We start from the raw sequence: 13,037 nt of genomic DNA on the forward strand, positions 1-13,037 counted from the left end.
GTACAACCCCGTCCATTCCAGCCGGGCCAGTTTCTGCCCGCCCGGGCCGCTCCTTATGTTACACACCTACCTTTCGGCACCGTTCACCTCCCCTACCCGTCGGCAGCAGTTTGAAGCCGTAGCCGCCGCCCTGCAAACGGATACTGCGGTGGCCTTCACCGTGCTGCTTGGTAACGTTGACCTGGGTACCCCCGACTTTCTGGATGCCCTTATTCTGCGGCCGCGCAGCATTACCCTGGTGCAACTGATACCGCAAGGAGGGCTGCTGACCATGACCGACCTGCGCGCCGGCATGTGGTACCTGGATGGCACGCCGCTGGAGCTACCGAACGGGGCACTAAACCCATTTGGGCGGTTTGAGCGGCAGCGCGCCGCCCTGGCCGACTGGCTTGCTCACTACCTGCCGGCCGACGCTGCCAACTTACAGTTTATCAGTGGCTTGGTACTGTTTGGGGCGCCGGTTCGGTTTGGACCGGAAGTGGAGAATCATATGGCCACGGTGCCCACCGCCTCCCAGTTTCATTTGCTGCCCGACCCTACCCAGTTTACCCGTCGCCTGGCCCGCCTGACCACCCCGGAAATTGAGCTGACGGAAGCTGACTTGGAGCCTCTGCTGAGTGAAGTTGAATGGCTGCCAGCTACCGGAGCCAGTGCAGCGGCCAGCACCCCAGAACAGCCCGGGACCAGTGGATTGCTGCGGCAGAAAGCGGGGCAGCTATGGCGCTGGCTGGGGGCCGAAGACCTTGACCACTTGGACCGCACCTCCTCAGGCTACGAAATCGACTTGAATGCCCGGAATCAGGAAAAGCAGGATCTGGAAAACCTGCGGACCCAAATGCAGCAGGATCTGCAGCAGCAGCTTAGTGCCCTGGCTACCCGGGAAGCAGAGCGGGAGCGGCGCATCAGCCAACTGCAGCAGCAGCTCAGTGCCGCACCCGTAGCCCCCGAAGCGCCCGATATTCAGGCGCAGCTAGCCGCCGAAAAGCGCGAAAAAGATGTGCTGGAATCTTCCATGCACACCTACCGCCAAGAGCTGGAAACGCGCAACCAAGAGCTGGGTCAGAAAATTCAGCAGCTCGAAAACCTGATTCAGCGGCTGGCCACTGCCCCGGCTGCCTCTTCCGCAGCCGCCACGGCTACTCCTGCGGCAGCCCCTGCTGCTTTTCCTCCTTCTACTGCTCCCACTCCGCCGCAGCCTCATACCTCCCCTGCTGTTCCAGTACAACCGGCACCTTCCACACCCGCCGCTAAGCGGGCGGCAGAGCCTGTGAACACCGGAGTGCGCGGTCAGGTTGGCCGGCCGAGCAGTGCCGTTGCCGGCAATTTGGCCCGGTGGCTGCGGTGGTGGCCGGTGGTTCGGCGGCGGCTTCTGCAGCAGGTAGCCCGCCTGCCTACGCTAGCAGGAGGCCGCTCCCGGGTGCCGTTGCTGGCCGGCGGAGCGGTAGTTGCCGTGCTGCTCATGCTGGTGTTGTGGCGCTGCAGCCGCTCAGAAAATCCCGTCAGCTTTACCGAAAACGGCCGTACTGGCTTGTTGGCCGCTGATGGCGACACGCTGTTGCCCGCCCAGTACACCAGCATCGGCGCGTTTCAGGAAGAGCGGGCGGTAGTAGAAAAGGAAGGCGTTTTCGGATTTGTGCAGGCAGATGGCACAGAGGTGATACCCCCGGCTTATGATGCCCTCTACCCCTACGCCGATGGGTATGCCCGGGCCCGAATGGGGGGCATCTACACGTTTCTGACCAAGGAGGGCGAGGAGTTTAGCAGCTACTACTACGCCGCCCGCGACTTTGCGGAGGGCCGGGCGGCCGTGCTCGACCATCGGGGCTGGCATTACATCAGCGGGCCCGAAGAACCAGCCCACCCAGTTATTTTCCAGGAGGCTTACTCCTTCCAGCAAGAGCTGGCCCGGGTGAAAACCGGCGGCCAATTCACCTTCATCACCCCCGCTTATTTAGCCGACACAACTGAGGGCACTTCCCCTTTCGGCCGCTACGCCAGTGCCACCGATTTTAATGAGCAAGGACGGGCCAGAGTAGTGCAGAACGGCCGAAGCTTCTGGCTGAACCGCAACGGTGAGGAAGTGAAGGAATAACGCCCGAGGCAGGGCCGAATACTCGGGTGGCAAGCTCAGCCGATGGCTCAATCGTCGTGCTTTTTACCCTTGCGCTTGCCGTGCCCCTTACCCCGGCCCCGCCACCAGCCTTTCCAGCTAGTGCCAGATTGCCTTATTACTTGCCGGGCCGGAATGGATGCCGGTGGGCCCGCCAGCTGCAGCTGCCCCGCTGGGGTGCGGCTTACCGCGGTGGGTTCACCCAGCAATGTGCACCCTTGCCCGTCCCGCAATTCGGTGCGGCGCCCGTCCCGCTGTACTATAAATCCGTCGCGGGTAATGAGGCGGCCGTTGGGCAGGTGCACATCCTGCGGCATGGGCCGAACCTGCCCATTGCGCAACAGATACATGGCCCCGTCGCGGCGCTGGAAGCCGTCGTTGGCCTGGGCCCAGCCAGCGAAAGGGAGTAGTAACGCCAGAGAAAACAGCGCCGGGCGCAGAATACACAGCATGAATAAGTAGCAAGTAAGCAGAGAAATGTAGCCGGGCATACGCTGGCTGGCCGGCAAAGTTAGCCACCCCAAGCAGGCCAAAATCCTGTATATCCGGCCGGGTTACCTTCGAAGCACAACGGCTATTAAATCCCGAACCACTTGCTAGCGTGGCACATTCATAACCTACTTTTTTGCTGTCTCATGAAAACTCTGTTTAAATCCCTCTTCGTGGCCACGGCCGTTACCTTCTCGGTTGCCTCCTGCACTGAGTCAGGCCAGCAAAATGCTGAAGCTGCCGCCGAAAACACGGCTGATGCCGCTGCTGCTGAGGCCAATAACGCCTCCACGGCTACCGATAATGCCGTAGAAAACGCCGGCCAGAAAATGGAAGCCGCTGGTGAGCAGGCCGCCGCCACTACCGAAGCCGCCGCCGATAAGGCTGCCGCCGAAACCAAAGAGGCCGCCAACAAAGCCGCTACCGCCACCGAGGAAGCCGCTGGCGACGCCAAAGCCGAAATCAACGCTGCTCAAAAGCAGTAAGCGCAGTACCCGGCCTGTAGTAAGGGCCACAGAAAAGCCCCGCTTGGTTACAGGCAGGGCTTTTTCATGCCGCAGCAGTCTGTTCTCAGGCCAAGGCAACTCCCGGCGTTTCGGTTGCCCCAGCCAGCTCCAACAGAACCTGGTAATAGGGCCGCCGCTCAATGCGGGCCTTCAACCAACTGTAGAAACTCAGCGCCTGCAAGTCTTCCTGCTCCAGCGGCACGAAGGCGGGCAGCTGCGTAGCGCGGGTTGCCAGCTCCGGGGAGCGGGCCGCATCGGGGTTTTCAATGATGTCGCGCACCAGTTGCAGGTAGCCCAGCACCGCCGCGTAGCCGCCGCCATCGGGCCCGAAACGCTCCTTGATGAGCCGCTCGATGGCGCGCAGGCGGTTCAGGGCCAGATCGGGGTTGCCAAGCTCCAGCTGAATCAGCATTTCGCCCATGTTACGGTTCAGCACCCACTCTACGCCCATTTCCTGCTCACACCAATGGTCGGTGCGGCCAATGGCCAGCAGCACTTGGTTCGCCTTCTGAAACTGGCCTTCGGCGAAATAGTGGAAGCCCAGGCCCAACCGGGCCGTCAGCTGCTCACGGGGCGGCAGCGTGGTTTTCAACACGTCTTCCAGTAGCCGAATGCTTTCGGCGTTGCGGCGCAGGAAGGCGTAGTTGGCGGCCAGCAGGAACGTGTAGCGGGCCCGGTAAGCCGCACCCCGTAGTCGGGAACCCTCATCGAGCAGTACCCGCAGCTGCTCCAGGTATTCCGTTGATTCCTGAAACCGGCGGGTTCGGTACAGGGCGTGGGCAATCATGTAGAGCAGGCCCAGTTGCGCCTCCCGGTGAGCGGGCGAGAAGCCGTGGCGCTTTTCCATGAGGCGGTAGCACCGTATCACGAAGGGCGCGAAGGTGAGGTAGTCGCGGCGCACGAGCATGGCCGCGCGGGCAATGGACATGAGCCGGTAGAGCAACGCGGGCCGGCGGGCAAAGGCTTCCTGCAAATCGTATTCGCGCAGCACTTCCCCCAGAATCCCATCAAACGACTCGCCGGCCCGGCCTTTCACCCGGGCCTCACGCAGGCGCTGGCGGATGAGACTATCGGCAATGTTGGCGCGCTCCTCCTCATCGGCGGCTTTCTTGTTGAGGTTGCGCCGCCGAATAATGTCCGGCAGGTCGTCGGCGTGCTTGCTGCCGGCCTGGGCAATCTGCAGGTTGTACACCGTGTTCAGCAGCTCATACTGCTCGTTTTGCTGGGCCAGTTTCTCGGCTTTGCGCAGCATGTTCCAGGCCAGGCGGCCTACTCCGGCCTCAAACAGGTATTGAGCCAGGGTGAGCAACCCCCGCACCGAGGAGGCCGCCGTGGGGTCTTGCTGGCGCTGGCGCAGCAGCAGAAAATCGGTGAGGTGGCGCATCAGGCGCTTGCGCAGGGCGTAATAGGCCACGGCATTGGGCTCCTCGGGGTAGAGGCGGGCCAGCAACTCCTCGGTGGCATACTCTTTCTGGTGCAGCAGCAGGTCGCAGAGGCGCACATCCATGCGGCCCTTTTGCTTGCGGCGCTGCCGCTGAATAAACTGCCGGAAGTCCTTGCGGTCATCGGCCGAGAAAGTGCTTAGCGTGGTCCGCAAGTCATCCATAGCGGTAATATAGAAGGGCTGTTTGTAGAACCCAAGCCAAGCCCTTCATAAGTCTGAATAATATCCCCTATAACTTTATCAATGAACCAATTACCCCTACCACAACCGCACCCATATAGTCTGAGCTATATAGAAAATGGTTAGGGCAATACCGCTGAATATGCAACCTTCGAAACGTCTTCATCACTCGGCTATTTATGCATATGAACCGTTTACTCCTGTCCCTGATTTTGCTGTTGGCCGGCTTTGCGGCGCATGCTCAGGATTTGCTTACCAAAACCACCGGCGAAGAAGTGCAGGTGAAGGTACTTGAAATCACGCCCACCGAGGTACGGTACAAGCGCACTGATAACCCCGATGGCCCCCTGATTACCGTGCGCCGCAACGACGTGTTTATGATTCGCTATGCCAATGGCACCAAGGAAATGCTGGGCGGCAGCCTCCCTTCCAGCGTACCCGCCACTGCGCCGGCTACCGGACCGGCTACCGGGTCGGCAACGGCCGTTATGGTGCCCGGCGACGAGGCCCCGGCCTACGAGGATATTCACCTCAACGGCCCGCGCCTGGGCATTACGGTGCTGGCGGGCGGAGTAGCCGACAAAGCCAATCGGGAACTGAACATAAACCCATTTCTGACCCAGTTTGGCTGGCAGTTTGAAACCCGCATTTTCCGAATGCCCAACGGCACCTCGGGCTTGCTGGAGGTTGTACCGCTCATCGGGGGCCTGGAGCAAGGCCAATTTCTGCCTAGCCTGAATGCTCTCATTGGCATCAGAGGTCCAAAGGGCGTAGAGTTTGGCTTAGGCCCGAACGTGTCGCCGGCGGGGGCGCACATTGCGCTGGCCGTGGGCACCTCCTTCCGCAGCAACGGCATCAACTTCCCGGTCAACTTTGCCGTGGTGCCCGGCGACGGGGGCGCCCGGTTCAGCTTGCTGTTTGGGTTCAACTCCCGTACCCGCTAGCAGCCGCACATTCCAAATCTACCATTCTACCTTTTACGATATGCGCCGTTTTTTACTCGTGCTTTGCGGCCTGCTGCTGACTATGCGGGCCTCTTCCCAGGACGTAATTTTGCTGAGCAATGGGGAGGAGCTGACCGGCAAAGTGCTGACCATCACTCCCGAGCTGGTTACCTACCTAAGTTCCTCGGCCGACACGCTCCGGGTAGCCGCCACGCAGATCTTTCTGATTCGGTATCCAAATGGCACCAAGGATGTATTTCAGCGTCAGGCAACTGCTCCACCACTGCCCGGCCTCACCAAGGAGGCTGCGTATACCCAGGGCCGGCGCGATGCCCGCGCCTACTTTAAGGCGCCGGGGGCTTTCTGGGGTACATATGGAGCTACCATAGTTACCGCCGGATATGGGGGCCTAGGAGGAGTGGCAACGGGTGCGGCCGTGAGCCTGACCCCGCCCAAGGAACAGAACTTTCGGGTACCCGACCCCGCTCTGCTCAAAGACCCCAACTATGTAGCAGGCTACCGGCACCAAGCTCAGAACAAGAAAATTGGCAGTGCAGCGGGCGGCTTTGGAGCCGGGCTCGGTACTATGGTGGTATTTGTAGTAGTAATCATAAGCGTAATTGGTGTTCATCACATGTAACTTTCATCAGCCGTTGATAACCTGCCGCCAAGCTCCGCCGTACAACGGGTACACTTTCATCCTACACCCTACCCACCATGGACGCTAATAACAACGGCATCAACGACTCGACCGAGCTGCGCGCTCGGGGCAACTGGAACGAAATCAAAGGCCAAGCCAAGCAGAAGTGGGGCAACCTCACCGACGACGACCTGGATTACCAGGAAGGCCAGCAGGACGAGTGGTTCGGCCGCTTGCAGCACAAGACCGGCGAAACCATTGACGATATCAAACACTGGTTCCAGCGCACCTTCTAAGCGCACAAGCTACTTGAGAAAGTAGTGGTCCAAAAAAACTCAAAAAAGGCCTGGTACCGCATGGTGTCAGGCCTTTTTTGAGTACTTACACCCCTATCAGCCCCTGGCGGCACACAACCCCGCGTTATGCATAGCTTTGGCTACTTCAGTTTGTCATGACTACTCTAGCAAAAGATGTTCGCACGTTGGGGAATACTGCTCTGCTGCGGCTGCCCAAAACGGCTTTTCTGTGCTCCCGCGACTACCCGCTTAGTATTGAGCGTGTAGCCTATTTGTGGGCGATGGAACAGCGGCAGCTGGGCTACTGCGTGCTATCAGGTTTTCATTCGCGGCTTGAACAAAGCATTTTTCGGTTTCTGCGGCGCGACGTTCAGCAGCCCATTGTGTATGCGCTGGGCCGGGGAATTCAACCCTCCATGCCCCTGGATTACGAGCGGGATATACAGTTGGGCCGCCTGCTGTTTATCACCCCTTTCGAGCCCAACGTTATGACCGTGACGCAGGAAACGGCCAACATCCGCAACCAGCTTATTGCCGATTTAGCTGACCGGTTTTTCATACCCTACGTGCGCCCCGGCGGCAACCTGGAGCAGCTGCTGCTGGATGATGCCACCATGCGCAATAAGCCGCTGCTTACGCTGAATTTACCCGAAAATCAGCCATTTATTCGTCGTGGAGCCCGTTTGTACCGGCCGCCGGGCTTGCTGGGCGGGGCACGCTTCAGCCTTTAGCGCCCAAACTTCGTAAGGCAGAAACTCCTCTCCCCTAACCCTGTCTTATTATGTCTGTTTCTTCCTCTGTTCAGGCAGCGCTGCCTACTTCACCCTCCTCGGGTATCCGGGCATTGGCCCGCTTTGGCTTCGCGGCCAAAGGCACCGTATATCTACTGATGGGCCTGCTGGCCTTACTGGCAGCTACCGGCCAGCAGGGTGGCCAAACCGCCGATAAAAAGCAGGCCGTCCAGACTCTGCAGAGCTTACCCGGCGGCACCGTTCTGCTTGGCCTCATTGCCTTCGGGCTGCTGGGCTACATTGTGTGGCGTTTTACGCAGGCCCTGCGCGACACCGAAAATAAAGGCTCCGGGGCCAAGGGCATTGGGCGGCGCCTGGCTTATGCGGGTAGCGGCCTGTTGTATGCTAGCTTGGCCTGGTACGCGGCTAATTTAGCCCTGAAAGGCTCGGCTAGTGAGGGCGGCAACAGCCAACAAACCTTGGTTGCCCGCATCCTCAACTGGCCCGCCGGCGAATGGATTATTATGCTGGCTGGGCTAATTACCATTGGCGTCGGCATTTACCAGATTGTAAAGGCTTACTCCGGCTCCTTCCACAAACACGTGAACAGCGCCGATATTCCGGCGGGTCAGCAAAACACGGTATATCGTATCGGGCAGCTCGGGTACACGGCCCGGGGTATTGTAATGGCTATCCTTGGCTATTTCCTGCTACAAGCGGGCCGTAAGCACCAGGCCGCCGCCGTGGGCACCACCGATGAGGCCTTCGACCTGCTGGCTACTATGGGCCCGGCGGTGTTGGGCATAGTAGCCCTGGGGCTGATGTGCTACGGCCTGTATATGCTGGTGCAGGCTAAATACCCCATTTTACCTCGCGTATAGGATTACCTACGACAGCAAACAGCGCGTCTTTCCGCAATTTATGCAGAAAGACGCGCTGTTTGCTTTCAAGCCACGAATGATAAAAGCAGAGCTACGCCACGTAATCCTGCAGGTACTGGTACCGCTCCGTGAGCTGGCCGTTGCGGGCAATGGTGGCGCGCTCAATTACGGCGTCGCCGCCCTCGTGCATTAAGTGGGGCAACACGTTGTCGATAAGCTGGCGGCCAAAGTCCCGGCTGGCGTTGCGGGGCAGCTCGCAGGGCAGGTTATCCACGGCCATGATAGTGATATTATCAGGCCGGGCATAGGCAGGCTCCAGCTCGCTGGAGGTGGGGTTATAGTCGAAGGCGGGCTCCTGAATGGTACTGCTGCGCTTGGTGGTCGGGATGGAGCCGTCCACGTCGCAGGTCACGTCGGCAATGGTATCGAGGCGGAAATGGGAGCGGCGGGTGTCGTGCTCCGAGAACAGCCGGGGGCCTTGTGGGTGCCAGTAGGCGCAGGCAATGAGCAAATTGGTTACGGGCAGAAAGTTCTGGAAGGTGCTTTCGTACTCGTGGGGGTTGCGGTGGAAATCGGGGGTGTCCCACACCCGGCCGTCGCGGCGGCGGTTGTAGTCGGAGCTGCGCAGCTGGCAGTACACCGGCTCCGTGAAGTCGTGGTAGAGGTAATCGTACACGCTCACCCGCCGAATACCCATCATATCCAGCACTTCCACGGCCCCCTGCCCCACGCGGCCGGTGCCGGTCACGGCAATTTTGATGGGTGGCAGGCGCTTCACCTTGAAGAACTCCTCCTGCATATCCTCCATATCCACGCACTCGTAAGCCGGCTTCAGCTCGTAGAGGCCATGCTTGCGGCCATAAGTCAGCAGGCCGTTATAAGCGCCCACAATGCCGGCCCAGCGCCCGAAGGCTACAATTCGCTCCCCCTGCTCGTTGGTAAGCATTTCGTAGTCGATGAGGGTGATATTCTTGGCCAGCACCTGGCGCAGCAGCTCCCGGTTGGCCGGCTGCTTTTTCACGGTGTGCGAGAAGAACAGGTAGGTTTTGTTGGGAATGAGCTGGGCCACGGGCACTTCCTTCACCCCCATCAGGATGTCACAGTCCGACACGTCGGGCCGCACCTCCAGGCCCAGGTTACGGTATTCCTGGTCGGAGAAGCAGCGGATGGGGCTTTCCTGGGCCACTATTTTCAGGCCGGGAAAACGGGCCTCGGCCTCAGTGCATTTCTTAGGGGTGAGCGGAACGCGTTTATCAGGCGGGGTTTTGCCTTCGCGGATCAGGCCAATGGTAATGGGACGCATGCGGTGGGAACGGGTGGGTTTCGGTGGCTAAATCTGCGGAAAATTGTTGAGTTCGGGTTTCAACGACTTAGGCGAAACATTTGCCCGTTTATCGGTTTAAGGGTGAAGCCTTTTCGCGCTACCTTTGTAGGGGCTCCGTTGGGGCCGCTTGCATTGCCACCCTCACCCTTCCCTTTATGTTGCTGAAGACCAAGCCCGCCGATGTGTTTGTGGACCGTCACAACGGCCCCGACGAAGCTGCCGTAGCCGACATGCTGCGCGTTATCGGCGTGGAGTCGATTGACCAGCTCATCGATGAAACCGTGCCGGCCGCCATTCGCCTGAAAAAGCCGCTGAACCTGCCCGCTGCCCTCACGGAGCGGGCTTTTTTGGCGAAGTTCAAGGGCATTGCCGGCCAGAATAAGCTGTTCAAAAACTACATCGGCCTGGGCTACCACGATACCCTGCTCCCGGCCGTAATCCAGCGCAACATTCTGGAAAACCCGGGCTGGTACACCGCTTACACGCCCTACCAGGCCGAAATTGCCCAGGGCCGTCTCGAAGCCCTCATCAACTACCAGACGATGGTAATTGACCTCACGGGCCTGGAAATTGCCAACGCCTCCCTGCTCGACGAAGGAACCGCCGCCGCCGAAACGCTGCACATGTTCCACTCGCTGAGCAAGAAGAAAAACGCCAACCGTTACTTCATTTCCGAGCAGGTACTGCCCCAGACCATTGACGTGGTGCGCACCCGCGCCGAGCCCCTGGGCATTGAGGTTGTTATCGGGGACCACCGCAGCTTCGACCTCACCGACGAGACGCTGTTCGGGGCCCTGCTGCAGTACCCCGCCGCCGACGGCGCCGTGTACGACTACACCGACTTTATCAGCAAGGCTCACGACAACAACCTGTTCGTGACCGTAGCCGCCGACTTGCTGTCTTTGACCCTGCTCACAACTCCCGGCGAAATGGGCGCCGATGCCGTGGTGGGCAACTCTCAGCGCTTCGGCGTACCGATGGGCTACGGCGGCCCCCACGCTGGTTTCCTGGCTACCAAGGATGCCTTCAAGCGCGTGATTCCCGGCCGTATTATTGGCCAGAGCATCGACGCGGCCGGCAACAAGGCCTACCGCATGGCCCTGCAGACCCGGGAGCAGCACATCCGCCGCGAAAAAGCCACCAGCAACATCTGCACCGCGCAGGTGCTACTGAGCGTGCTGGCTGGCATGTACGCCGTGTACCACGGCCCCCAGCGCCTACGGCAGATTGCCAGCAACATCCACGCCCTAGCCCGCACCTTGGAAATGGAGTTGCACGCCTTGGGCCTCGACCAGCGCAACCAGTTTTATTTCGATACGCTGGATATCAAGCTGGAAAGCCAGGAGCTGCAGAACGCCATCCGCAAGGAGGCCGAAGCCGCCGGCATCAACTTCCGCTACTTCGAGGAGCACGGCACGCCCCGCGTGGGCATCAGCCTGCACCAGAACACCGAAGCCGAGGATGTGCAGGACATTGTGGCCGTGTTCAGCAAAGTGCTGGGCCGCGACGTGCGCCAGGTAGCCCAGCCCACTGAGGTGGAAGTAACCTGGCCCGAGGCGCTCATTCGCAAGAGCGAGTACCTCACGCACCCCATCTTCAACTCGCACCACTCGGAGCACGAGATGCTGCGCTACATGAAGCAGCTGGAAAACAAGGATTTGAGCCTGGCTCACTCCATGATTTCGCTGGGTTCGTGCACCATGAAACTCAACGCCACCGCCGAGATGATTCCGGTGACCTGGCCGGAAATTGGCGGTCTGCACCCCTTCGCCCCGCGTGAGCAGGCCCAGGGCTACGCCGAAATCTTCCGGAACCTGGAAGCCTGGCTGTGCGAAGTAACCGGGTTTGATGCTGTTTCGCTGCAGCCCAACTCGGGTGCTCAGGGCGAGTACGCTGGCCTGCTGGCCATCAAAGGCTACCACGATGCCCGCGGCGACCAGCACCGCAACGTGGCCCTGATTCCGGCTTCGGCCCACGGCACCAACCCCGCCTCGGCCGTAATGGCTGGCATGACGGTAGTGGTGGTGAAGAGCACCGAGGAAGGCAACATCGACGTGGTGGACTTGAAGGCCAAAGCGGCCCAGTACGCCGACAAGCTGAGCTGCCTGATGGTGACCTACCCCAGCACGCACGGTGTGTACGAGGAAACCATCATCGACATCTGCGACACGATTCACCAGCACGGTGGCCGCGTGTACATGGACGGTGCCAACATGAACGCCCAAGTGGGCCTCACCTCCCCCGCCACCATCGGGGCCGACGTGTGCCACCTGAACCTGCACAAAACCTTCTGCATCCCCCACGGCGGCGGCGGACCCGGCGTAGGCCCCATCGGCGTGGTGAAGGACCTGGCTCCCTACCTGCCCGGCCACGTGGTGGTAGATGCCGACGGCCGCACCAGCGGCGCGGTTTCGGCGGCCCCCTGGGGCTCGGCCAGCATTCTGCCCATTAGCTACGCCTACATCAGCATGATGGGTGGCGAAGGGTTGAAGAAGGCCACTGAAACGGCTATTCTCAACGCCAACTACCTGAAGGCAAAGCTGGAAGAGCACTACCCCGTACTGTACACCGGTGCCAACGGCCGTTGCGCCCACGAGATGATTCTGGAATGCCGCCACTTCAAAAAGGCCGGCATTGAGGTAGAGGACATTGCCAAGCGCCTGATGGACTACGGCTTCCACGCCCCCACCGTCTCGTTTCCGGTAGCTGGCACGCTCATGATTGAGCCCACCGAATCGGAGAGCAAGGAGGAGCTGGACCGCTTCATTGAGGCTATGGTGAGCATCCGCAAGGAAATTGCCGAGGTAGAAGCCGGCCGCGCCGATGCCAAGGAAAACGTGCTCAAGCACGCGCCCCACACCGCTGCCACCGTACTGGTGCACGACTGGACCCGCCCCTACACCCGCGAGCAGGCCGTGTACCCCACCGAGTACGCCCGCGCCTACAAGTTCTGGCCTGCCGTTTCCCGCATCGACTCGGCCTACGGTGACCGGAACCTCATCTGCGCCTGCACGCCCATCGAGCAGTACGTGGATGCTGAAGAGCAACTGGTGCCGACTGATAAGGGCCCGTCGTATTAGTGGGTAAACCTTATTCCAAAAAGAAAAGCCTCACCGTGGTTACGGTGAGGCTTTTCTTTTTGGGTCTTTATTTTCTGGCGCCAATTACTGCACAGGCACTAATCTGCTACTTACTGAAGCAGGTGCGGTACATATAGCCGTTCTGGGTTTTGCCGGCGGCGGTTACGCGCACTTTCAGGAAGTGGGCATCCACTGTGTCCATCACCTGCACTTCTGTACCCGAGTTGATGGTGGCGAGCTGTTGGGAGGTTTTGGTCATGCCATCGTAGAGGATGCATTCGACCACGGCATTGTGGGCTACAGGTGTGGTAGAGGTACGGTTGGAGCGGGCTTCATCTTTGGAAGCGCTGCAGGAAGCCAGCATACCCAGAGCAGATAGGAGGAGTAAAGTTTTTTTCATGAATGCAGGGGC

The 13,037-nt window shown here is 60.1% G+C and carries 12 protein-coding genes; 8 read left to right on the forward strand and 4 right to left on the reverse strand.

What is annotated here, in order from left to right; translation table 11 throughout:
• Positions 1 to 55: 55 nt before the first annotated feature.
• Entirely contained in the window at positions 56 to 2,092 is a 2,037-nt protein-coding gene (locus ABIB60_RS05115; protein WP_354578175.1) for a WG repeat-containing protein, read from the forward strand.
• A gap of 47 nt (positions 2,093 to 2,139) precedes the next feature.
• On the opposite strand, the gene ABIB60_RS05120 is transcribed toward ABIB60_RS05115, so the two are convergent.
• Positions 2,140 to 2,562 (reverse strand): DUF6799 domain-containing protein, encoded by a 423-nt coding sequence (locus tag ABIB60_RS05120; protein WP_354578177.1) that lies wholly within the window; start codon positions 2,560 to 2,562, stop codon positions 2,140 to 2,142.
• Positions 2,563 to 2,745: 183 nt separating this feature from the next.
• Here ABIB60_RS05120 and ABIB60_RS05125 point away from each other — a divergent pair, with 183 nt between their 5' ends.
• Complete coding sequence (locus tag ABIB60_RS05125; RefSeq protein WP_354578179.1) at positions 2,746 to 3,084, forward strand: hypothetical protein; 339 nt, start codon at positions 2,746 to 2,748, stop codon at positions 3,082 to 3,084.
• 85 nt (positions 3,085 to 3,169) lie between these two features.
• Here ABIB60_RS05125 and ABIB60_RS05130 read toward each other — a convergent pair whose 3' ends face one another.
• The gene (locus ABIB60_RS05130) at positions 3,170 to 4,711 is read right to left on the reverse strand and encodes a hypothetical protein (RefSeq protein WP_354578181.1); all 1,542 of its coding nucleotides are present in this window, start codon (positions 4,709 to 4,711) and stop codon (positions 3,170 to 3,172) included.
• A gap of 203 nt (positions 4,712 to 4,914) precedes the next feature.
• On the opposite strand from ABIB60_RS05130, the gene ABIB60_RS05135 reads away from it, so the two are divergent.
• The 5 genes from ABIB60_RS05135 (at position 4,915) to ABIB60_RS05155 (ending at position 8,221) form a co-directional block, all read left to right on the forward strand.
• Entirely contained in the window at positions 4,915 to 5,673 is a 759-nt protein-coding gene (locus ABIB60_RS05135; protein WP_354578182.1) for a hypothetical protein, read from the forward strand.
• A gap of 40 nt (positions 5,674 to 5,713) precedes the next feature.
• On the forward strand, positions 5,714 to 6,313 hold the full coding sequence (locus tag ABIB60_RS05140) for a hypothetical protein (RefSeq protein WP_354578184.1): 600 nt from the start codon (positions 5,714 to 5,716) through the stop codon (positions 6,311 to 6,313).
• A 77-nt stretch (positions 6,314 to 6,390) separates the two neighbouring features.
• Positions 6,391 to 6,609: a CsbD family protein gene (locus ABIB60_RS05145; protein WP_354578186.1), complete on the forward strand. Its 219-nt coding sequence runs from the start codon at positions 6,391 to 6,393 to the stop codon at positions 6,607 to 6,609.
• 155 nt (positions 6,610 to 6,764) lie between these two features.
• Positions 6,765 to 7,340, forward strand: a complete 576-nt coding sequence (locus tag ABIB60_RS05150; protein WP_354578188.1) for a DNA-binding protein — start codon at positions 6,765 to 6,767, stop codon at positions 7,338 to 7,340.
• A gap of 50 nt (positions 7,341 to 7,390) precedes the next feature.
• Positions 7,391 to 8,221, forward strand: coding sequence for a DUF1206 domain-containing protein (locus ABIB60_RS05155; RefSeq protein WP_354578190.1), 831 nt, complete (start codon positions 7,391 to 7,393; stop codon positions 8,219 to 8,221).
• Positions 8,222 to 8,312: 91 nt separating this feature from the next.
• On the opposite strand, the gene ABIB60_RS05160 is transcribed toward ABIB60_RS05155, so the two are convergent.
• A complete protein-coding gene (locus ABIB60_RS05160; RefSeq protein ID WP_354578192.1) occupies positions 8,313 to 9,524 on the reverse strand; it encodes an NAD(P)-dependent oxidoreductase in 1,212 nt (403 codons plus the stop codon).
• A 176-nt stretch (positions 9,525 to 9,700) separates the two neighbouring features.
• Between ABIB60_RS05160 and gcvP the strand changes: the two genes are divergently transcribed.
• Entirely contained in the window at positions 9,701 to 12,625 is a 2,925-nt protein-coding gene (gene gcvP / locus ABIB60_RS05165) for an aminomethyl-transferring glycine dehydrogenase (protein WP_354578193.1), read from the forward strand.
• Between the two features lie 106 nt (positions 12,626 to 12,731).
• Here the strand turns inward: gcvP and ABIB60_RS05170 are convergent, their stop codons facing one another.
• A complete protein-coding gene (locus ABIB60_RS05170) occupies positions 12,732 to 13,025 on the reverse strand; it encodes a hypothetical protein (RefSeq protein ID WP_354578195.1) in 294 nt (97 codons plus the stop codon).
• Positions 13,026 to 13,037 lie beyond the last annotated feature (12 nt).

Origin of the sequence: Hymenobacter sp. UYP22 (genome assembly GCF_040547285.1) — a bacterium.
Taxonomy (GTDB): Bacteria; Bacteroidota; Bacteroidia; order Cytophagales; family Hymenobacteraceae; genus Hymenobacter.

What these genes read in the sequence shown, in the direction of transcription:
- ABIB60_RS05135 (WP_354578182.1), top strand. Translation starts at nt 4,915, where the DNA reads ATGAACCGTTTACTCCTGTCCCTGATTTTGCTGTTGGCCGGCTTTGCG.
- ABIB60_RS05170 (WP_354578195.1), bottom strand. Translation starts at nt 13,025, where the DNA reads ATGAAAAAAACTTTACTCCTCCTATCTGCTCTGGGTATGCTGGCTTCC.
- ABIB60_RS05155 (WP_354578190.1), top strand. Translation starts at nt 7,391, where the DNA reads ATGTCTGTTTCTTCCTCTGTTCAGGCAGCGCTGCCTACTTCACCCTCC.
- ABIB60_RS05140 (WP_354578184.1), top strand. Translation starts at nt 5,714, where the DNA reads ATGCGCCGTTTTTTACTCGTGCTTTGCGGCCTGCTGCTGACTATGCGG.
- ABIB60_RS05160 (WP_354578192.1), bottom strand. Translation starts at nt 9,524, where the DNA reads ATGCGTCCCATTACCATTGGCCTGATCCGCGAAGGCAAAACCCCGCCT.
- ABIB60_RS05130 (WP_354578181.1), bottom strand. Translation starts at nt 4,711, where the DNA reads ATGGATGACTTGCGGACCACGCTAAGCACTTTCTCGGCCGATGACCGC.
- ABIB60_RS05150 (WP_354578188.1), top strand. Translation starts at nt 6,765, where the DNA reads ATGACTACTCTAGCAAAAGATGTTCGCACGTTGGGGAATACTGCTCTG.
- ABIB60_RS05125 (WP_354578179.1), top strand. Translation starts at nt 2,746, where the DNA reads ATGAAAACTCTGTTTAAATCCCTCTTCGTGGCCACGGCCGTTACCTTC.
- gcvP (WP_354578193.1), top strand. Translation starts at nt 9,701, where the DNA reads ATGTTGCTGAAGACCAAGCCCGCCGATGTGTTTGTGGACCGTCACAAC.
- ABIB60_RS05115 (WP_354578175.1), top strand. Translation starts at nt 56, where the DNA reads ATGTTACACACCTACCTTTCGGCACCGTTCACCTCCCCTACCCGTCGG.
- ABIB60_RS05145 (WP_354578186.1), top strand. Translation starts at nt 6,391, where the DNA reads ATGGACGCTAATAACAACGGCATCAACGACTCGACCGAGCTGCGCGCT.
- ABIB60_RS05120 (WP_354578177.1), bottom strand. Translation starts at nt 2,562, where the DNA reads ATGCTGTGTATTCTGCGCCCGGCGCTGTTTTCTCTGGCGTTACTACTC.